Raw genomic sequence first — 21,982 nt, 5'->3', positions numbered from 1 at the left:
CCGCATGAGATCTTCTCTGACGCGCCGCGTGTGCGCCGCAGCCCTGCTCCTGACCTCGACGCTGGCCCCCGCGGCGGCGGCCGCCCCGCCCGCCGGGCCGGCCGGACCGTCGGAGCAGGCCGCGCAGGCCCGCCTGCTCGGCGAAAAGATCGTTCCGCACAAGCTCGACTTCCGGGGAACCACGGTCGGCGGCCTGTCCGGTGTCGACCGCAACCGGTGCACCGGCGAGTACGTGTTCATCAGTGACGACCGCTCGTACCTCCAGCCCGCCCGCTTCTACACTGCCAGGCTGGACGTGGACGCCGACGGCGTGCACTCCGTCGACTTCACCGGCACCCATCCGTTCCGCCGGCCGGACGGCACGGTGTATTCCTCCCCGACCGCCGGCGACGGCAAGGCCGTCGACCCGGAGGAGATCCGGGTCGACCCGCGCAGCTGCCGGTACTGGTGGGCGCAGGAGGGCGACCGGCCCAAGACCGCGGACGCGCCGGTCATCCAGCCCTCCGTGCAGTTCGCCTCCGCCACCGGCCGCTACCTCGGCCGGCTGCGGCTGCCGTCGAACTACGAGATCACGCGGGAAGAGCGCGGGCCGCGCCGGAACCAGGTGATCGAGGCGATCACCTTCGGCTCCCACGGAAGGGTCGTGACCAGCGCCGTCGAAGGCCCGCTGCTCCAGGACGGCCCGGAGCCCGACCTGCGCAACGGCGCGCTCGTCCGGGTGACGAAGCAGACCCGCGGCGGCGAGGTGCTCGGGCAGTTCGCGTACCCCGTCGAGAAGATCTTCGCCGCGTCCGACCCGAACAGTCCCTGGGGCCCCGACACCGGAGTCCCGTCCCTCCTCGCGTTCCCCGACGACCCCGACCGCTACCTCGTCCTGGAACGCACGTGGGTCGCCGGTGCGGGCTACAAGATCCGTGTCTACGACGCCACCACGCGCGGCGCGACCGACGTGCGGGCGATGGACTCCCTCGCCGGCCGGTCCGTCGTCCCCATGCGCAAGACGCTCGTCGTGGACCTGGACACGCTGGGCCTCTCCGGGATCCAGAACACCGAGGGCATGACGTGGGGACCGGTACTTCCCACCGGTGAGCGCTCGTTGATCCTCGTCAGCGACGACAACTTCTCGGACGAGGAGGCCACCCAGATCGTCGCCCTCGCGGTCCGCTGACACGACCGTCCGCTGGTGACGACCGTCCGATGACGCCAACCGTCCGCTGACGGTGACCGTCCGATGACGCCAACCGTCCGCCGACGGCGACCGTCCGCTGACGGTGACCTCCGCGGATCACCTCGGCCCACCCTCCGTCCGCGCCGGGCCCTTCAGGGCCCGGCGCGGTCCCGTACGAGGCTCCGGCCGGCTGCGTGAACCCCTGCCGCACCGCCACGAGTGAGCGGAGGCGCTCGTCGCCGCCGGCCGCTCCCCGGTGGGGACGACGGGCGCCGGATTCTGTCCGGAATCCGACGGGCGAGGAGCCCGGTCGAGGGCGCTCGAGCGACGCTTGACGCAAGCTTTAATGTCACCCTGGGTGCGTACGCGTGTTCGCACCGTGCGCGAGCATTCCACGGTTTCGCTCTCGTGGTCGCTATCCGGCCAAGGAATGGCCAAGTCCGCGCGGGTGTCGCGAAATCGCGACCACTGATCACCATGTCTTCGCGACTGCAATGGGTTGACATGACATGCGCGCTATGGCTGGCTGGGGACCAGTCATGCGGCGGGACCGCTCGACAGAGCACCGTCCCGGGCGTGACGCACAGCCCGGCGTCCTGGGCGCCGGGTCAACGGGGAGTGCCATCTTGTGGCATGTACGGGGGATTTCTATGTTCACGCGTAGCTGGCCTGGTTCGGCGTCCTCCCGTCGGCGCCGTATGTAGCGGCCCGTCGCGAGCCCACGAGGCTCGCCGACGGCGGCCGCGCCGCCGCTTGTCTCCACTGGCTGCAAGCACTCAGCGCGCACCGCTCCTGCCTCGTCCCACACCGTCGTGCGGCCGGGGCGGCCGGAGCCGTGCGCCTTCTTGGAACCGAAAGACGGAGTGACTCGTGAAGAGTTTTGCCGGGCGTTTGCCCGTGTCCGCCGCGCAGCACGACGTGTGGATAGCCCACCAGCTGGACGCGGGCGGCGCCCTCCACAACTGCGCCGGATACGTCGAGATCCGAGGACGCGTCGACGAGGCCCACCTCGCCGAGGCCGTGCGGCGAGCGGTCGGTGAGACCGATGCGTTACGCGTGAAGTTCGTTGCTGATGAAAAGGGCACGCCCTGGCAGGTTCCGGCCGATGCCGACGCCCCGCTGCACACGAAGGACTTCGGCGCGGAGGCCGATCCGTTCGGCGCCGCCGAGGAGTGGGTCCGGTCGGACCTGGCCACGCCGGTCGACCTCGCGGAAGACCCGCTGTTCACCCACACCCTGCTCCGGCTGGCCCCGGACCACTTCCTCTTCCACCTCCGTTACCACCACATCGTCCTGGACGGTTACGGTCAGGTCCTCTACTGGCGCAGGCTCGCGCAGATCTACACGGCGCTGGAGCAAGGGACGCCGGTCCGCGAGAAGAGCGCGGGCACCCTGCGCGAACTCCTCGACGAGGAAGCCGAGTACCGTGCCTCGCCGGCCCACGAGAACGACCGCGCCCACTGGCTGGCCGCCACCACCGACTGGCCCGACCGCATCAGCCTGAGCGACCGCGGCGCCGGCTCCTCGCGACCCGCCGAGCGGTTCCGGCCGCCCGTCCGGGTCGGCCGCGTCGACGAGATGGCCGCCAGGTACGGCGCCCCGTGGTCGGTCGTCGTGCTCGCGGCGACGGCCGCGTACCTCCACCGGATCACCCGGCAGGACGAGATCGCCATCGGCCTGCCCGTACGGGCCCGGACCACGAGGACCGCCCTCACCACGCCCGGCATGCTCGCCAACGTGCTGCCGCTGCGCCTCTCGCCGCGCTCCGACATGCCCTTCCGCGAACTCGTGCAGCAGGTCTCCGCCCGGGCGGGCGAGGTGCTCGCGCACCAGCGGTTCCGCGGCGAGGCCCTGCAGCGCGAACTCCGCAGGAACGGGGCGGCCGAGGAGCCCTCGGGCGTCGTCGTCAACGTCGTGTCGTTCGACGGGCGGCTGCGCTTCGGCGGCCTCGACGGCACCGTCCGCCAGGTGTCCTCGGGACCCGTACGCGACCTCGCGATCGAGTTCTTCGGCGGCGCCGACGGCGCGGACCTCCTGGTGTCCTTCGACCCCAACCCGGAGCTGCACGACGCCGCGACCGTGGCCGCGCACCGCGAACGCTTCACCGCCTTCCTGGAGACCCTCGTCGAGGCGGACGAGCAGCGTCCCCTCGGCGCGATCGACCTCCTGACCCCCGCCGAGCGCGGCCTCGTGGAGGCCGAAGCCACCGCCCACCTGCGGAAGTTCGACCTCAGCCGGCCGCTCCACGCACTCGTCGAGGAACAGGCAGCGCGGACGCCCGACGCCGTCGCCGCCGAGACGGAGGACGGCGCGCTCACCTACCGCGAGCTCACCGGCCGGGCCCGCGCCCTCGCCGCCCGTCTCCGCGCCGACGGCGTGGCGGCCGGCCAGGTGGTCGGCGTGTACGACGAGCGCTCGCTCGACCTCGTCGTGGCGCTGCTCGCGGTCATGATGTCCGGCGCCGCGTACCTGCCGCTCGACCCCGAACTTCCCGCCTCCCGCGTGGAGTTCCAGATCGAGGACTCCGGAGCGAGGGCCGTCCTGACCCGCTCGGACCTCGCCGGGCGCCTCACGGGCACCGCCGCCCGCGTCCTCGCCGTGGACGAACTGCTGCCCACGCTGCCCGAGTCAGGCCCGCTCCCGGGCACCGCCACGCCCGACGACACGGCGTACGTCATCTACACCTCGGGATCGACCGGCCGGCCCAAGGGCGTCGCCGTGCCCCACCGCGGCGTCGTCAACCGGCTCCTGTGGATGCAGGAGGAGTACGGCCTCACGGCCGACGACCGCGTCCTGCAGAAGACGCCCTTCACCTTCGACGTCTCGGTGTGGGAGTTCTTCTGGCCGCTGCTCACCGGCGCCGCGCTGCACCTGGCGGCCCCCGGCGCCCAGCGGGACCCGCGCGCCCTGGCCGACGTCATCCGCAGGCACCGGATCACCACGGTGCACTTCGTCCCGTCCATGCTCGACCTGTTCCTCGCCGAGCCCACCAGCAGGGACCTGCCGGCCCTGCGCCGCGTCTTCTGCAGCGGCGAGGCCCTCCGCTCCGAGACCGTGGGCCGCTACTTCGCGCTCTACGGCGACGGCCCCGCCCTGCACAACCTCTACGGACCGACCGAGGCGTCCATCGACGTCACCTACTGGCGCTGCACCCCGCAGGACGCCCACCGGCCGGTGCCGATCGGCCGTGCCGTCGCCAACACCAGCCTGTACGTCCTCGACCGCGAAGGCCGTCCGCTGCCGCCCGGCATCCCCGGCGAACTCCACATCGGCGGCGTCCAGCTCGCCACGGGCTACCTCAACCGCCCCGAGCTCACCGCCGCGAGCTTCGTCGACAACCCCTTCGGCCCGGGCAGGCTCTACCGGACCGGAGACCTGGCCGTGCTCCGCGAGGACGGCGTCGTCCTCTACCGCGGCCGGCTCGACCACCAGGTCAAGGTGCACGGCTTCCGCATCGAACCCGGCGAGATCGAGTCAGCGCTGCTCGGCCACCCGGCCGTCGAGCAGGCGGTCGTGACCGCGCCGGCCGGCAGCGACGGACAGCGCCAGCTCGTCGCCCACCTCGTGCCCGCCGGCGACTCCGCCCCGGCGGCGACGGAGCTGAGGGAGTGGCTGCGCGAGCGCCTGCCCGCGTACATGACACCGGCACACTTCGTCGCCCTCGACGCCCTGCCCCTGCTGTCCAACGGCAAGCTGGACCGCAAGGCGCTGCCGGTGCCGGAAGCCCGGCCGGCCCGCGGCACGACGCCGCCGCGGACCGCCGAGGAGAAGCTGCTCCACCAGGCCTGGCGCACCGTACTCGACGCCGACGAGATCGGCGTGGACGACTCGTTCTTCGTCCTGGGCGGCGACTCCATGCACGCCATCCGGGTCCGCGCCGAGGCGGAGCGCGGCGGCCTCACCTTCGACGTCTCCGACCTGTTCGCCCGACCCTCGATCCGCGAACTCGCCCGCGCCGTCCGGCCGCTGGAGGAGCGCGAGAGCTCCTCCGACCGCCGCCCCTTCGGGCTGCTGTCCGAGGAGGACCGGCGACTGCTGCCCGACGGGCTCGACGACGCCTACCCGCTCAGCGCCATGCAGGCGGGCATGCTCTACCACGCGGCATACGCCGAGGACTCCTCCGTGTACCGCGTGGTCACCAGCGCACGGGTGGCGGCGAGGCTCGACCCCGCCGCCCTGCGGGCCGCGATCGACGACACCGCCGCCCGGCACCCCTCCCTGCGCTGCTCCTTCGACCTGGCCCGCTACTCCGAGCCCCTGCAGCTCGTGCACGGTCACGTCGAGATACCCCTGGAGACCGGACTCGACCTCGGAGACCTGGACGACGAGGCCCGGCTGCGCGCCGTCACCGACTGGGTCGAGGAAGCCAAGTTCACCCGCTTCGACCCGGAGGTCGCACCGCTCCTGAAGTTCGTGGCGCACCCCTGCGGCCCCGACGCCTTCGAACTCTCGGTCATCGAGCACCACGTCGTCCTCGACGGCTGGAGCGACATGCGCATGCTCGAAGAGGTCGCCGACCACTACCGGGCACGGCTCGCCGGCCGTGCGCTGTCCCTGCCGCCGGTCCGCTCGGCCTACCGGGACTTCGTCGCCGCCGAGCGCCGCGCCCTGGCCGACGAACGGACGCGCGACTACTGGACCGCACTGCTGCGCGGCGCCGAACCCACCCGGCTCGTGCCCCGCACCGCCACCGGCCAGGAAGGCCCCGAAGGCACCCGGCCCGCCGCGAACCACCGGTACGACGTGCCCGTGGACGACGAGGTGGCCGCGGCCCTGCGCGCCCTCGCCGGACGCGAAGGGCTGCCCCTCAAATCGCTGCTGACCACCGCGCACCTCGCCGTGCTGCGCCTGGTCAGCGGCGACGACGAGGTGCTCACCGGCGTCGTGGCCAACGCCCGCCTCGAGGAGGAGGGCGGCGACGAGACCATCGGCGTCTTCCTCAACACGCTCCCGCTGCGCCTGGACCTGGCCTCCGCCGGTCTCCTCGACACCGCGCGCCGCGTCTTCGACCACGAGCGACGCTCAGCGGCCCACCGCCGCTACCCCTTCGCCCAGATGCAGCACGACGTCGGCGAAGGACTCCGCCTCGACAGCTACGTCAACTTCATGGACTTCCACCGCGACCGGCACCGGTCGGCGGACGGCCTCATGACCGTCACCGTGGGCGTCGCGGAGACCAACTACCCGCTGGCCGTCAACTTCCTCATCGACCCCGAGCTGGGCCGGCTCCAGCTGTGGCTCGACTGCGACCTCGCGGTCCTGCCCGAGGAGTTCTGCTCGCGGCTCGCCGGCTACTACGAACGCGCCCTCGCGGCCGTCGCCCGGCAGCCGGAGACACGACTCACCGCGGTCGACCTCCTGGCCCCCGCCGAGCACGCCCAGCTGGCCGCGTGGAACGACACCGCCGTCGCGTACGACACCGCGGACACCATCCACGGACAGTTCGAGCGACAGGTGCGCGCGCACCCCGACGCGATCGCGGTGGCCCACCGCTTCGACGAGCTGAGCTACGCCGAGCTGGACGCCCGGGCCAACCGCCTGGCGCACCACCTGCGCGCCCAGGGCGTCGGACGGGGAGACCTGGTCGGCGTCAGCCTGCGCCGCGGGACCGACCTCGTCGTCACCCTGCTCGCCGTGCTCAAGAGCGGCGCCGCGTACGTGCCGATGGACCCGTCGTTCCCCGCCGGCCGGCTCGCCGGCATCGCCTCCGACGCCGGCATCGGCTGCCTGGTCAGGGGACCGGGCACGCCCGACGGCATCACCGCGCCCCGTGTGGTGGACGTCGTCGCCGACGCCGGGGCCATCGAGCGCTCGCCCGCGACACCGCCGGGCACCGACGCGACCGGTGACGACACGGCGTACGTGATCTACACCTCCGGCTCGACCGGCAAACCCAAGGGCACCGCCCTGAGGCACCGCAACGCCGTCAACTTCTTCGCCGGCATGGACGAACGCGTCGGCTGCGACGGCGACGACGTCGTCCTCGCCGTCACCAGCGTCTCCTTCGACATCTCGGTCCTCGAACTGCTCTGGCCGCTCACCCACGGCGCCAAGGTGGTCGTGGCCGGAGAGCGCGTCATCGGCAACCTCGTCCCGCAGTCGGAGGCACGGGAACGGGCCCTCGGGTTCAGCCTGTTCTTCTTCGCCGCCTCCGCGGGACAGTCCCACCGCGAGGGCTACCAGCTGGTCCTCGACGCGGCCCGCTACGCCGACACCCACGGCTTCGAAGCCGTCTGGACGCCCGAGCGGCACTTCCACGAGTTCGGCGGCCTCTACCCGAACCCCTCGGTGATGTCGGCCGCGCTGGCCACCATCACCGACCGGATCGCCCTGCGCTGCGGCAGCGTGGTCTCCCCGCTGCACGACGCGGTGCGCATCGCCGAGGAGTGGTCGCTCGTCGACAACCTCTCGAACGGCCGGGTCGGACTGGCGTTCGCCGCCGGCTGGAACTCCAACGACTTCGTGCTGCGGCCGGAGAACTTCCCCGTGCGCAAGGAGCGGATGACCGAGCAGCTGGAGGAGTTCCGCACGCTGTGGCGCGGCGAGCCCGTGCGGCGCGTCGGCGGCAGCGGCGAGACCGTCGACGTACGGATCTTCCCCGCGCCCGTCCAGGACGAGCCGCCGATCTGGCTCACCTCCGTCGGCACCGTGCAGACCTTCGAGAAGGCCGGCGCCTCCGGAGCGAACCTGCTCACCCACCTCTTCGGGCAGAACCCCGACGACCTCGCGGAGAAGATCAAGGCGTACCGGCAGGCCCGGGAAGCCGCCGGGCACACCGGCCCCGGCCAGGTCACCGTCATGGTGCACACCTTCATGTCGGACGACACCGAGCGGGCCAGGCAGCAGGCACGGGAACCCTTCCGCGACTACCTCCGCAGCTCCACCGAACTGTGGCGCACCCTCTTCGCCTCCACCGGGCAGGACCTGCCGGAGATGGGCGCCGAGGACCAGATCGACGCCGTCATCGACATGGCGATCGACCGGTACTTCGAGACCTCCGGCCTCTTCGGCTCACCGGACAGCTGCGCCGAGCTCGTGCGCGCGCTCGCCGCCGCCGGAGTCGACGAAATCGCGTGCCTGGTCGACTTCGGCGTCGAGGCACAGGCCGTCCTCGACAGCCTCACCTGGGTCGACCGGCTGCGCGACGCCCACGCCACCGAGGTCGCCGAGGGTGCCCACTCCTTCGCGGCGCTCTGCGAGCGGCACCGGGTCACCCTCGTCCAGGGCACGCCCTCGCTGTTCACCGCCGTCGCCGCGGAACCCGCCGCGCTCGATTCCCTGCGGGGCCTGCGCGCCCTGCTGATCGGCGGCGAGGCGTTCCCCTCCGGACTCGCGCAGCGGCTCCTCGAAGCCCTGCCCGACGTGCGGATCTGCAACATGTACGGCCCCACCGAGACCACCATCTGGTCCACGGTGCACGAACTGGACCCGGCGCGCGACGCGACCGCCGACACCATTCCCATCGGCCGGCCGATCGCCAACACCGAGGTGCTCGTGGTCGACGGCCGTGGCCGGCCGCTCCCGGTCGGCGTCTCCGGCGAGCTGTGGATCGGCGGCGACGGCGTCGCGGCCGGCTACGTCGGACGACCCGAGCTGACCGCCGAGCGGTTCGTCAGCGGCGCGGACGGCCGCGGCCGGTACTACCGGACCGGCGACCGGGTGCGCCGCCGCGCCGACGGCGGCCTGGAGTTCCTCGGCCGCATCGACCGACAGGTGAAGATCCTCGGCCACCGGGTCGAGCCCGACGAGGTGGAGAGCGTCCTCTCGCGCCACGCCCAGCTCGACGCGGTCGCCGTCACGGCGGTCGAAGGGGCCCACGGCACCGAGCTCGTCGCCTACGTGTCCCCGGCGGACTCCCTCTCCGACGCCTCCGTGCAGGACGCCCACGTCCGCCGCTGGGGCGAGCTCTGGGAGAACGCGTACACCGGCGCGGGCGGCGACGGACAGGACGGCACGGCGGCGGACGGCGCCGCGGCGGACGGCAGCGAGTTCGCCGGCTGGCTCAGCAGCTACACCGGCGAGCCCATCCCCGTCGCCGAGATGCGCGAATGGCTCGGCCACACCGTCGAACGCGTCCGCGCGCTGCGCCCCACCGCGGTCGCCGACATCGGCGTCGGCGTCGGCCTCGTGCTGCGCAACCTGGCCGACCAGGTCGAGGAGTACCACGGCGTGGACGTCTCGCCCGCCGCGCTCACCGCCGCGGCCGGCTCCCTCGGGCGCCCGCTGCCCGGGCACGTCCACCTGGAGCAGTCCGGCCCCGACTACCTGGCCCGACTGGCGCCCGGAAGCCTGGACACGGTGGTGATCAACTCGGTCGCGCAGTACTTCCCCGGGACCGACTACCTGCGCACCGTCCTCACCGACGCCGTGCGCGCCGTACGCCCCGGAGGCGCGGTCTTCGTCGGCGACGTCCGCTCGGTCGAGATGCTGCCCGAGTTCCAGACCGCCGTGACCCTCCACCGGGCCGGACCGCTCCAGACCGTCGAGGAGATCCGCTCCGCGGTCGCCCGCCGCCTCCAGGAGGAACGGGAGCTCTGCCTGTCCCCGGCCTTCTTCCAGCAGCTGGCGACCGACCTCGACGGCATCGCCGAGGTCCGCCTCGAGCTCAAGCGCGGCCTCGCGGACAACGAACTCTCACTCTTCCGCTACGACGTCACCCTCCTCGTCGGCGACCGGGCGACGCCCGCCACACCCGCGTCCCGCCTCTCCTGGGACACGCTCGACGACGGCCTCGACGGACTGCGGAAGCGGCTGACCGCCGGCACCGGGGGCCTCGCCGTGACCGGCATCCCCAACCGCAGGCTGCTGCGCACCGCGGCCGCGGTGCGCGCCCTCGAGGAGACCGACGGCACGGCCACCGCCTGGGACCTGGAACGGCTGCTCTGGGACCTCGACGAGGAGGCCGGGATCCACCCCGAGGAGATGTTCGACCTGGCCGCCGCACACGGACGACCGGTCCGGGTCCTGGTGCCGCAGGACGGCCGACTGTCCACGTTCGACGTGGAGTTCGGAAGTCCGGTCCCTGCCCACGACGACGCTGAGGACAAGGCATGAGCACGACCCGACGACTCGCCAACGACCCGCTCACCTCGGCCTGGGCGGCCGGACTGCGCTCCTCCCTGCGCGCCTACGCCAGGACGCACCTCCCGGAGGCCATGGTCCCGGCCCACTTCGTGGTGCTGCCGGACCTGCCGAAGCTGCCCAACGGCAAGGTGGACCGCAAGAGCCTGCCCCCGCTGACGGCCGAGGAGACCCCCGAGGCCGCCTTCGTCGCCCCCCGCACACCGGTGGAGACGCAGCTCGCCCGGATCTGGCAGGACCTGCTCGGCCTGCCGAAGGTCGGGGTGGAGACCAGCTTCTTCGACCTGGGAGGCGACTCGTTGACGGTCCTTCAGATGACCGCGCAGGTACGGGAGATCTACGACGTGCGGCTCGATCTGCGCCGGATGTTCGAGGACCCCACCGTCGCCCGGCTGGCGCGGATGGTCAGCTCCCAGGCCGACCCGACCGTGACCGGGGCCGGCAACCCCCGAGGCGTCGCCGGCGAGGCCATGACGGCCGACGCCGTGCTGCCCGCCGACGTCGTCCCCGAGGAAGGCGCCCTCCCGGCCACCACCGGCCCGTACGGCACCGTCCTGCTCACCGGCGGAACGGGATACACCGGGGCCTTCCTGCTCCGCGAACTCCTCGACCGCTCCTCCGCGACCGTGCACGTCCTCGTGCGCGCCGACGGACCCGAGCAGGCCCACGAACGGGTCCGCGCCAACCTCGCCGACTACGGACTCCTGCGCGACGGGGACGAACGGCGCATCGTCGGCGTCCCCGGCGACACCGGCCGCCCCTACCTCGGACTGACCAAGGCGCGGTACCACCGGCTCGCCGCCGACGTGGAACTGATCATCCACAACGCGGCGATCTCCAGCTGGATCGTCCCCTACGCCAAGATCAAACCGGTCAACGTCTTCGGCGCCCTGGAAGTGCTGCGGCTCGCCTGCCGCACGCGCGTCAAGGCCGTCCACTTCGTCTCCACCATCGGCGTCTACCCGGGCCACGAAGGACAGCGGAGCTGGCCCGAGACCCGGCTCACCGAGGCCGAACACGTCGTCGGCGGCTACCGGCAGTCGAAGTGGGTCGCCGACAGCCTGATGCTCCAGGCCCGCGACCGCGGCGTCCCCACCCACGTGTACCGCCTCGGTGCCATCACCGGCTCCCAGACCACCGGCGCCTGCTCGCCCGACACCTTCATCAACCACCTGATCAAGGGCTGCGTCCAGCTGGGCGCCTACCTCGACTACGACCTGCTCCTCGACCTCGTGCCCGTGGACTTCTGCGCGGCGACGGTGGTGCACACCGCGCTGTCCGGAGGCCGTGAGGAAGCCGTCTTCAACGTGCCCGGCGCCGGCTCCGTCGGCATGAACGAGATCTTCGAACTCATCGTGGCGTACGGCTATCCGCTGCGCCGTCTCGACTACCGCAGCTGGTACCGCGAGCTCGCCGCCGCCGTCGAACGCGGCGACGAGAACGAACTCGCCGTCTATCTCCCGCTGTTCGGTGCCGACCAGCCGGCCGAGGAGGTCGGCTACCTCGGCAGCAGGCCCGAGTTCCGCACCGGCAACCTGCGGGCCGCGCTCCAGGGCTCCGGCATCGAGTGCAGCCCGGTCGACCGCCGGCTGTTCGACCTCTACCTCGACTACTTCGTCTCGACGGGCTTCCTGCCCGCCCCTCCCGCAGGCACCGCCCGCACCCAGACCCGGAGGACCGCGTGATGACCGCTCCCGCCGCTCCCGCCGCACCCGCCTTCCCGATGCCGCGTCGGCACCCGCTGGACCCGCCGCCCCAGTACCGCGAACTCAGCGCCGAACAGCCCGTGTTCCAGGTGCTCACCCCGCGCGGCGAGGCCGTGTGGGTGGTCACCCGTCACGCCGACGTCCGCGCCGTGCTCACCGACACCCGCTTCAGCTCGGACCCCAAGACCCCCGGCTACCCCTCCTACATCTCCGGCGACACCCCGCTGCCGCCCGGCTTCTTCCTCAACCAGGACGAGCCGGACCACGGACGGCTGCGCCGTCTGGTCACCCGCGAGTTCCTCATCACCCAGATGGAGGCCAAGCGGCCCAGGATGAAGGCCATCCTGGACACGCTGCTCGACGAGATGACGCGCGAGGGCAACACCGCCGACCTGGTGAAGCAGCTGGCCCTGCCCATGGCCGCCACCGTGATGTGCGAGCTCCTCGACGTCCCGTACGAGGACCACCGGATCTTCGTCACCCTCACCGACACGATCCTCGACCGCAGCAGCACGCCCGAGCAGGCCGAGGGCGCCGCCCGCGACCTCATGGCGTACTTCGACGAGGTCGTCACGGCCCGCGAGAAGCAGCCCACCGACGACATGCTCGGCCGGCTGGTCGCCCAGGAGGAGGCGGGCCGGATCAACCACGACGAGTTCGTCGGCCTGGCCGCCCTGCTGATGCTCTCCGGCTACGACACCATGGCCCAGATGATCGGCCTGGGCACGGCCACCCTCCTGGAGCACCCCGACCAGCTCGACGACCTCAAGGCCGACCCCTCGCTGTACCCGCAGGCCATCGAGGAACTGCTCCGCTACCTCTCCATCAACCACGCGGGCCTGCCCCGCGCCGCCACCGAGGACCTCACCGTCGGCGGCCAGGAGATCAAGGCCGGTGACGGCGTCCTGGTGATGATCAACGCCGCCAACCGCGACGCGGCGGTCTTCGAGGAGCCCGACACCTTCGACATCCATCGCAAGGACCCGCAGGCCCACGTCGCCTTCGGTCACGGCTTCCACAAGTGCATCGGGCTGACGCTCGCCCGCGTCGAACTGAGCACCGTGTTCGCCGGCCTCTTCGACCGGCTGCCCACGCTCCGGCTCGCCGCCCCGCTGGAGGACCTGCCGTTCCGGCACGACATGGTGCTCTACGGCGTCCGCGGACTGCCCGTCACCTGGTGACCTCCGGTGTCTTCCCGCACAGTCACTCACTTCACGAAGGACGCAAAGGACGCATGATGGTGGTGGAAACGGTCTTCCTCCTGCCCGGCCAAGGGGGTTACACCCCGGGGCTGTTCGCCGGAGACGACTCGCCCGAGGTCCGCGAGGTCCTCGACACGGCCGACCGCGTGGCGGCCGAGTTCGGACGCGGCGGCGTCTCGCACCTGCTCACGCGCACCGACGCGCCCTCCGCGGCGGACCTGGTGCGGTCGGACTCCTTCGCCCTGCAACTCGCCGTGTTCACCGCGGCCGTCGGCGGCTTCCGCATCGCACGGCGACAGCACACGCCGGACGTCGTCGTCGGGCACAGCATGGGAGAGATCGCCGCCCTGACGGTGGCCGGCGCCTTCGACCTGGCCGACGGCGCGCGCCTGGTGTGCCACCGCTCGGAAGCCCTCCTGGCCCACTGCCCGTCGGACGGCGGCATGGTGGCACTGGAACTCCCGGCCGCCCGCGCTGCCCACCTGGTGGGCGCCGTCGCCGACCGGCGCCTGGCCGTCGCCGTCTCCAACGCGCCGCGCCAGACGGTCGTCGCGGGACCCGACGAGGCCGTCGCGGTCGTCGCACGGCTCGCCTCGGTGATGGAGGTACAGGCCACCCGACTCAACGCTCCGTTCCCCTTCCACAGCCCGATGCTCGCGGTCGCCGCCGAGGCCTTCGGCGAAGCGGTCACCGCCGTCCGGCAGCACCCGCTGCGGGCGACGGTGTACTCGCCGGTGGCCGGCGGCTACCTCCAGGACGACACCGACCTCAAGGCCCTGCTCGTCCGGCAGCTCACCACTCCGGTGCGCTTCATGGCCGCGGTGCGCGAGCTGCACGCCGACGGCGCGCGGCGCTTCGTCGAGTGCGGAAGGGCGGGACTGTCCGGGCTCGTCCGGCGCAGCGTGCCCGACGTCGACACGACGCGCACGGCACAGGGACGGGCGGCCGAAGCCGGCGCGTCCGCTCCGCTCCCGGCCGCCTCGACGGAGGCGGTGGCCACGGCCCCGGCGCCCGCTGAGGTTGCTCCCGTTGCTCCCGTTGCTCCTGCTGTTCCCGCCGTTCCCGCCGCTCCCGCCGTGTCCGCCGCGGACGTGCTGGACGAGTTGCGTGAGCTGTACGCGTCGGTGCTCGGGTATCCGGTGGAGGTGATCACCGGTGACGCGGATCTGGAGGCGGATCTGGGGATCGATTCGCTGAAGCGTGCGGAGATGCTGGGGAAGGTGTCGGCGCACTTCGGTCTGGGGGAGTCGGCCGTCGACGGCCGTTTCGTCGCCCAGCCCACCCTCGCCGACCTGGCTGCCCTGATATCCGAGGTCCAGGGCGGCGCCGTTCGGACGCCGGCAGCGTCGGCAGCGTCGGCCCAGGCACTGGCCCCTGCTGCGGCTGCGGTGGCCGCGTCCGCCCCGCCCGCCAAGCCCGCCCCGTCCGCCGCGGACGTGCTGGACGAGTTGCGTGAGCTGTACGCGTCGGTGCTCGGGTATCCGGTGGAGGTGATCACCGGTGACGCGGATCTGGAGGCGGATCTGGGGATCGATTCGCTGAAGCGTGCGGAGATGCTGGGGAAGGTGTCGGCGCACTTCGGTCTGGGGGAGTCGGCCGTCGACGGCCGTTTCGTCGCCCAGCCCACCCTCGCCGACCTGGCCGACCTCATCACCTCCGTCCAGCCGTCCGCGCGCTGATCTACGAAGAACGGGAGCCAGCATGTCCCTCGACCTCTCCGGCCGCACCGTCCTGGTCACCGCCGCCGGCGGATCGCTCGCCGCGTCCGTGACGCGGCGGCTCACCGGGCTCGGCGCCCGCGTCGTGACCTGCGACGCGTACGACGCGCCCCGGATCAGCGCCGCGCTCGACCGCGCCGGCGTCCGGTCCGGCGACCGGCCCGGCCCGGTCGACGCGCTCGTGACCGCCGTGGCCGGTGAGGAGGGACTGCGCGCCGCCCGCGAGGCGACGGCCGAGGCCGTCGGGCTCCTCGCGCGGCAGGGACACGGCGCGATCGTGCACGTGGTCGCGGACCCGCCCGCGCGGGACGCGGTCGCCGGCCTCGTGCGCGATCCCGGCGCCCCGGCGCCGGACGGAGTCCGCGTCAACGCCGTGGCGTTGCGCCCGGACGCGGAGCCGTCCGCGGCGGACGCCGTCGCCCAGCTCGTCGCGTTCCTGGTGTCCGACGACGCGTCGTCCGTCGACGGCAGGACGCTGCTGGTGGGCGGAGCGCCGGCCGGGACACCGACCGCGACGGCTCCCGCCGACGACGCGGTCGTCGTCGTGGGCATGGGACTCGCCCTTCCGGGGGCGAGTACGCCCGAGCAGTTCTGGGATCTCCTGCGGGGCGGCGAGCCGGTGTTCGGCGAACCCGGCGACCGGCTGGACATCGACAGCGTCTGGTCGGCCGACGACACCGCCGAGGACAAGACCTACTCGCGCGTGTCCGGTTTCATGACCGGCTTCGAACCCCACCCGCGTCTGCGGGACGAACTGGAGTCCGGGGCCTTCGACGGCGAGGAGTACACGGCCCTGTGGCTGCGTCACTCGCTGCTCGGCGCCACGGAGAAGATCACCGTCCGGCCCGGCGACCGCCGGCTGTTCGCGGTCGGCCTCACCCCCGACGGCAGCCACCACCTCGAGCACAGCCTGGTCTCGGCCGGGGTGCGGAAGATCCTCGCCGACGCGGGCGCGACGGTGCCGGACGCGATCGACACGATGCTCCCGCTGGCCTCCGGATCCCCGGAGGACGTCCTGCCGTACCGCATCGCCCGCGCGGCCGCCGCCGACCTCCCCGACGCCACGGAGATCGTCGTCGTGGACACCGCCTGCTCGTCCTCCCTCTACGCCGTCGACCTGGGCGTACGGGCCCTGCGCGCCGGCGAGACGGACGTGGCGCTGTGCGGCGGGGCCTTCGCGCTCAGCGCCCAGAACCTGGTGCTCTTCTCCAAGCTCCGCGGCCTCTCCCGGTCCGGCCGGGTGCGCTCCCTGGACCGCGGCGCCGACGGCGTGCTGTTCAGTGACGGAGCCGCGGTCCTGGCCCTGAAGACCCACGCCAGGGCGCTCGCCGACGGCGACCCCGTCCTCGGCTTCGTCGCCGGTTTCGGCGGCTCGTCCGACGGCCGCGGCAAGGCGATCTACGCACCCAACGCCGCGGGCCAGACGATCGCCCTCGACCGGGCCTGGCGCTCGGCCGACGTCACCGCGGAGGACGTCGACTGGATCGTCGCGCACGCCACCGGCACGCCGACCGGCGACCGTACCGAGATGAGCGCGCTGACCAGCAGCGGCGGCCCGGACAAGACGTGGACCATGACGTCCAACAAGTCGCTGGTCGGGCACACCGGCTGGGCGGCGGGCGCGGTGTCCGCGATCCACGCGCTCCTCGCCATGCGCCACGACGTCATCCCCGCGCAGCGGCAGTTCGACGAACTCCCCGACGGAGTCGCGACGAGCGTGCACGTGCCGGTCGACGACGTGCCGTGGACCGCCACGGACGGACGCCCGCGCACCGTCGGCGTGTCCGCCATGGGCTTCGGCGGCACCAACGGCCACCTCGTCCTCACGGACCGGCCCCCGGCCCGCGCGGCGGACGCCGCCGGCCGGCCGGCGGGCACGGCGGACGACCCGGTGGTCGTGGTGGCCGCGGGCACCCACCTCCCCGGTGACCCGGACGAGGAGCGCGTCGACCGCTGGCTGTCCGGAGGGGCCGCCGACTGGCCGGCGTCCTTCGGCGAGACATACCCCCTGCCCTCGCCCGTGGAGGTCCGGCTCGCGCCCTCGGCGATCGCGGCCATGGACCGCAGCCAGCTGATGGCGCTGCGCTGCGCCGACCTCCTCGCCGGCGACTGGGTGAAGGACCAGGCACTGGCCGCGCGCACCGGCGTGCTCGTCGGCCACAGCGGACCGACCCGGGCCGCCCTCGCCTCCGACCTGCGCTGCTACCGCGAGGACCTGCTCCGCCGGCTCGCCGGCCCCGCGGGCATGGCCCCCGGGACGCTCGACGACGCGGTGCGCGGCATGTCACGGCCCGTCAACGAGGACGCCTATCCCGGGCTCATGCCCAACGTCATCGCCGCCCGGGTGGTGCAGCGACTGGACCTGCACGGGCCGAACATGACGCTCGACGCGGGACGGGACTCCACCAACTCGGCCCTGGCCACCGCCGTCCGGTACCTGCGCGACGGCGAGATGGACCTGGCCGTCGTCATCGGCGTCAACGCCACCACCGAGCACGTTCCCACCCACGGGAGCAAGGAGAACGCGGAAGCCGCCATCGGCTTCGTCCTGACCCGGCTGAGCGTCGCCCGCGAGCACGGCATGACCGTCCTCGGGCGAGTGGACCTCGCGACGGGCGGCGAAGCCGGCCGGGCCCCCTCCGACGAGCCGGTACGGGAACGCAACCACCGCGGCGCCGAAGGCGCCGTGGCCCTGCTGCGCGCCCTGCGCTCCCGGGGCGGGCACACGGTCGTCCGCCCGCTGGAGGACGCCCACACGCCCGCCCTCGTGGTCACCCCGCAGCCGTCGCCCGACGCCTCCCCGGCGGATGTCGCGGATGACGCCGCGCACCTCGGGAAGGACGCCGCGGCCGGCGCCGGATCGCTGAGCGGGCACCTCGCGCGGCACGCCCTCGTGCTGCGTCCCGTCCCGGCCCGGAACGTCCGCCCCCGCGTCGCGGCGCTGCCCGCCGGAAGCCTGGTGCTGACCGACGAGCCCGGCGCCCTCAAGGACGCGGGCGTGCCGGCGGACTGCCTGGTCGTCGCGCCCGGCAGCGCACCGCGCGACACCACGCTGCCGTTCCCGGTCGTCCACCTCGACGAGCCGGAGGAACTGGAGCGGCTGCTGGCCGAGGACGGCCGGCCGTTCGGGCAGATCCGCGTCGTCGTCTTCGGATCACGCGCCGGCGCGGCCGGCGACTGGGAGGCGCCGCGGCACGTCCTGGACCTCCACGACCTGGCGTTCCTGGCGGCCAAGCACCGCGCCGAGGCCCTCGACGACTCCGGCGCTCTCGCGGTGCTCGCGCTGGACGCCCTGCGCGGCACGACTCCGGCACCGGCCGTGGGCCTGTTCGGCGGCCTCGTCCGCAGCCTGGCCCAGGAGCTGCCCGGCTGCCTGGTGTTCGCCCTGGCCGTCGACGGAGCGGACGCCCGGGCCGGCCTGGACCGGCTGGCCGAGGAGTCGGCCGCACACCGCCACGTCCCGGTCGCCTACGAGACCGGGGGCGTACGGCACGAGCTGATGCTCCTGCCGGTCGAGGCGCCGCGGCACGACTCTCCGCTCGGCCTGCCCGAGGACCCGGTGATCGTGGCCACCGGCGGGGCCCGCGGACTCACCGCCCACCTCGTGCACGAACTCGTGGCCGACCGCGCACCGCGCGGCGTCTGGCTGCTCGGCACGGGCCCCGCGCCCGACCCGGCCGCGACGGCCCTGGCCCGGCTGCCGAGGCCCGAGGCCCTGCGCGAGCTGATGAGGCTCCACCCGTCCGAGACGCCCGCCGCGCTGAGCCGCCGCTACGACCGCGCCGTGCAGCAGCTCGAACGCGCCGGCACGCTCGAGGAGCTGGAGCGTTCCTGCGGGACCGGCCGGGTGCACTACCGGCAGTGCGACGTCCTCGACGAGGCCGCCGTCCGTACGGTGATCGACGAGGTCCTGGCCGTGGAAGGCCGAGTGGACGTGCTGGTGCACGGCGCCGGACTGGCGCGCTCCGCGGGCATCGCCCGCAAGAAGCTCGCCGACTTCCGGGCCGTACGGGACGTGAAGGTCCGCGGCTACGCGCACCTGCGCGCCGCGCTCGGCGACCGGCGCCCCCCGCTGTGGTGCAGCGTCAGCTCCGTCTCGGCGTTCACCGGACTGCGCGGCGAGCCCGACTACGGCGCGGCCAACGAGTACCTGCTGCTCGCCGCCGCGCACGCCCGGACGACCGAGGGCGCGGACGAGGTCGCCCTGGCCTCCGGGCTGTGGGTCGAGTCGGGCATGGCCTCGGCCGACACCCCGAGCGGTGCCTTCCTGGCCCGCCAGAACGAGATCGGCCAGCTGACCGACGCCCAGGGCCGGGAGTTCTTCCGCACCGAGCTCCGCGGCCGCGGCAGCCACGGCCTCGCCACCACCTGGATCGGCGACGCGGACTGGACGACCCTGCAGCGCAGGGCACCCGGCTTCCGCGCGGCCTGCGAGGAAGAGGCCGCCAGGGCCCCGGAGGCGCCGCGCACGCCGGCGCCGGCACCGGCCGCCACCCGGCGCGCCTTCCTGACCGGCTCCCCGCAGCGCGACGGCGCCTCGGCGACGTGGACGTTCCCGGTCGAGCTCGACGAGCACCCGTACCTCCTGGAGCACCTCGTCGACGGACGACCGACCGTGCCCGGCACCTTCATCCTCGAGATGGCGGCCGAAGCCGCGGCCGAACTGGCCCCGGGCCTGATCCCGGCCCGGATCACCGACGTCGTCCTGTCCCAGTTCATCCGGGCCGCCCGGCACCGCTGGCCGCGCACCCTGCGCGTCTCGGCCGTACGCGACGGCGACCGGGTCTCCGTGCGCATCACCTCACCCGCGGCCGGCCCCGTCCCCGAGCGCGAGCACTCGCGGATGGTGGTGCACCTGGCCCGGACACTCCCCGCCGCACCCTGGTGCCCGCCCGTCCCGGCCGACGCCCACGACGCCCCCAACACGTACGAACTCCCCGGCACGCCCGTCGAGTTGAGCGGAGTGTTCGGAGCGCTGCACCGTCCCCGGCTGACCGCCGACGGCGGCTCCGCCGACCTGCGGCTCAGCCTCCCGCCGGGCGGCGGCGTCCACGCCCGCTTCCTGCTGCCGAGCATCGCCCTGGACTGCCTGCTCCGGACGTCCGTCCTCGACGGCAGGCGGCGGGCAGCGGTGCCCGTGATCGTGCCCACGGGCCTGGCCTCCGTGGACCTGTACACCTCCGCCAACGACGTCGAGCTGGCCGCCCGCCGGCCGGACGGGCTGGTGCTGCGCCACTGGTTCGACCCCGTGTCCGGCGACGGGCACTGCGCCCTGGCCGGCCCGGACGGCCGCGCCCTCGTCCGCGTGTCCGGCATCCGGGGAGCGGAGCTGGGCTCGTACGACCCGGACGCACGGACGTGGCGTTCCGCAGCCGCACCGAGCCGCACCGGCCTGCCCGTGTGACCGCGGCGCGTACCGAAGAGACCGACAACAGCGGCGCCGAGGTGCCGCGGAGCAATGAGGAGAACGTGATGTCAGCCGAAGCAGCCGTCGGCACCCAGGCGGAGAACGGGCCGCCGGCCGACCGCGCGCGGTCATGGACCCTGGCGCTGGCCTCGGTCGCGATGTTCATGCTGATGCTCGACGTGACCGTCGTGAACGTCGCGCTGCAGGACCTGCGCACCTCGCTCGGGGCGGACTTCTCCGACCTGCAGTGGGTCATCGACTCGTACACCCTGACCCTGGCGGCCTTCCTCCTCACCGGCGGTTCGCTCGCCGACCGGCTGGGCCGCAAGCGGGTGTTCAACGCGGGCCTGGTCCTCTTCACGCTGTCCTCGCTGGCCGCGGGCCTGGCGCAGAGCGTCCTCGCGCTCAACGTCGCCCGCGGTGTCCAGGGCGTCGGTGCCGCGGTCCTGTTCTCCGTCGGTCCCGCCCTGATCGGCAACGAGTACCGGGGTGCCGACCGGGGCAAGGCGTTCGGCCTGTTCGGCGGCATCGCCGGTCTCGCGCTGGCCTTCGGGCCGCTGGTCGGCGGCTTCCTGACCGACGCCTTCACCTGGCGCTGGATCTTCCTGATCAACGTGCCGATCGGCGCCGTGGCCCTCGTCGTGGGCGCCCTGCGGCTGCGCGAGTCGCGGGAACCCGCGGCCCACGGCGTCGACTGGCTCGGCATGCTGAGCTTCGGCATCGGCCTCACGCTGCTCGTGCTCGGCTTCCTGCGGGGCGAGTCCTCCGGCTGGACCAGCGCGCCGATCCTCGGCGCGTTCGCGGGAGGCGTCGTCCTGCTCGTGCTCTTCGTCGTCATCGAGAAGGCGCGCGGCGAACGGGCCATGTTCGACCTCTCGTTGATGCGCACACCCACCTTCACCGGCGTCTGCCTGGCCACGCTGCTGTCCAACGCGACCAGCCTCGCCGCCGTCTTCCTGCAGATCTCCTACGTGCAGAACGTCCTGGGCTACTCGCCGTGGGAGACCGGTCTGCGCTTCATGCCGATGATGCTCACCCTCTTCGTCGTCGCGGGTGTCACCGGAGGCCTGCTCGCCAAGGTGGCGCCCGGCCTGCTCATCGGCCTGTCCATCGGCTTCATCGCGGCCGGCATGGGCCTGATGGTGCTCGTCGGCCCGGGCGACTCGTGGACGGCGATGCTGCCCAGCATGATCGTCACCGGTATCGGCATGGGCCTGTTCAACCCGCCGCGTGCCGCGGTCACCATCGGCGTGGTCCGGCCCGAGAAGGCCGGCATGGCCTCCGGCATGGGCGAGACCTTCCAGCAGGTCGGCGTCGCGGTCGGCGTCGCCGCCTTCGGCGCGCTCTTCCACCACAAGGTGGTCGACGACTTCACCACCTCGGCCGCGGGCACGGCTCTGGGCGGACAGGCCGAGGCCGTCGGACAGCAGGTCGCCACCGGCGGCACCTCGGGACTCGCCGACACGGTGTCCGCGTCCGTCCTCGACCAGGTGACGGCGGCGGCCCGCTCCGTCTTCGTCGGCTCCCTCGCCGACGTCATGATCGTCTGCGCCGTGGTCGCGGCCGTGGGCGCGGCCATCGCCTTCCTCACCATCCGCAGCCGCGACCTGCACGAGAGCGCGCGCGGCGACGCCGCCGCGCCCACCCCGGCGAAGGCCACCGCCTGACCGCGGCGGCCCGCCGCACTGCCCGTGACACCG

The 21,982-nt window shown here is 73.3% G+C and carries 7 protein-coding genes; all 7 read left to right on the top strand.

Translation table 11 applies throughout. The annotated features are described in order from the left end of the window. Positions 1 to 4: 4 nt before the first annotated feature. The 7 genes from ESG85_RS33050 to ESG85_RS33020 all read left to right on the top strand — a co-directional run bounded on the left by ESG85_RS33050 (position 5) and on the right by ESG85_RS33020 (position 21,949). Complete coding sequence (locus ESG85_RS33050; protein WP_128984857.1) at positions 5 to 1,168, top strand: esterase-like activity of phytase family protein; 1,164 nt, start codon at positions 5 to 7, stop codon at positions 1,166 to 1,168. An 897-nt stretch (positions 1,169 to 2,065) separates the two neighbouring features. Continuing rightward, positions 2,066 to 10,222, top strand: coding sequence for a non-ribosomal peptide synthetase (locus ESG85_RS33045; protein WP_164986374.1), 8,157 nt, complete (start codon positions 2,066 to 2,068; stop codon positions 10,220 to 10,222). Next, positions 10,219 to 11,934 carry a thioester reductase domain-containing protein gene (locus ESG85_RS33040; RefSeq protein ID WP_128984855.1) on the top strand — a complete coding sequence of 572 codons (1,716 nt, stop codon included), beginning with the start codon at positions 10,219 to 10,221 and terminating at the stop codon, positions 11,932 to 11,934. The genes ESG85_RS33045 and ESG85_RS33040 overlap by 4 nt, the downstream gene beginning before the upstream one ends. Continuing rightward, positions 11,934 to 13,136 (top strand): cytochrome P450, encoded by a 1,203-nt coding sequence (locus tag ESG85_RS33035; protein ID WP_128984854.1) that lies wholly within the window; start codon positions 11,934 to 11,936, stop codon positions 13,134 to 13,136. The genes ESG85_RS33040 and ESG85_RS33035 overlap by 1 nt, the downstream gene beginning before the upstream one ends. Before the next feature lie 53 nt (positions 13,137 to 13,189). Next, a complete protein-coding gene (locus ESG85_RS33030) occupies positions 13,190 to 14,836 on the top strand; it encodes an ACP S-malonyltransferase (RefSeq protein ID WP_128984853.1) in 1,647 nt (548 codons plus the stop codon). 22 nt (positions 14,837 to 14,858) lie between these two features. Beyond that, on the top strand, positions 14,859 to 20,279 hold the full coding sequence (locus ESG85_RS33025; protein ID WP_128984852.1) for an SDR family oxidoreductase: 5,421 nt from the start codon (positions 14,859 to 14,861) through the stop codon (positions 20,277 to 20,279). Positions 20,280 to 20,347: 68 nt separating this feature from the next. After that, on the top strand, positions 20,348 to 21,949 hold the full coding sequence (locus ESG85_RS33020) for an MFS transporter (RefSeq protein WP_128984851.1): 1,602 nt from the start codon (positions 20,348 to 20,350) through the stop codon (positions 21,947 to 21,949). Positions 21,950 to 21,982 lie beyond the last annotated feature (33 nt).

The sequence above is a fragment of the Streptomyces roseicoloratus genome (assembly GCF_004117935.1).
Classification (GTDB): domain Bacteria; phylum Actinomycetota; class Actinomycetes; order Streptomycetales; family Streptomycetaceae; genus Streptomyces; species Streptomyces roseicoloratus.
This window is presented reverse-complemented; position numbering and strand designations above follow the sequence as displayed.

Excerpts from the sequence above, each read along its gene's own strand:
- ESG85_RS33050 (WP_128984857.1), top strand. The coding sequence starts at position 5 with ATGAGATCTTCTCTGACGCGCCGCGTGTGCGCCGCAGCCCTGCTCCTG.
- ESG85_RS33040 (WP_128984855.1), top strand. The coding sequence starts at position 10,219 with ATGAGCACGACCCGACGACTCGCCAACGACCCGCTCACCTCGGCCTGG.
- ESG85_RS33035 (WP_128984854.1), top strand. The coding sequence starts at position 11,934 with ATGACCGCTCCCGCCGCTCCCGCCGCACCCGCCTTCCCGATGCCGCGT.
- ESG85_RS33030 (WP_128984853.1), top strand. The coding sequence starts at position 13,190 with ATGATGGTGGTGGAAACGGTCTTCCTCCTGCCCGGCCAAGGGGGTTAC.
- ESG85_RS33025 (WP_128984852.1), top strand. The coding sequence starts at position 14,859 with ATGTCCCTCGACCTCTCCGGCCGCACCGTCCTGGTCACCGCCGCCGGC.
- ESG85_RS33020 (WP_128984851.1), top strand. The coding sequence starts at position 20,348 with ATGTCAGCCGAAGCAGCCGTCGGCACCCAGGCGGAGAACGGGCCGCCG.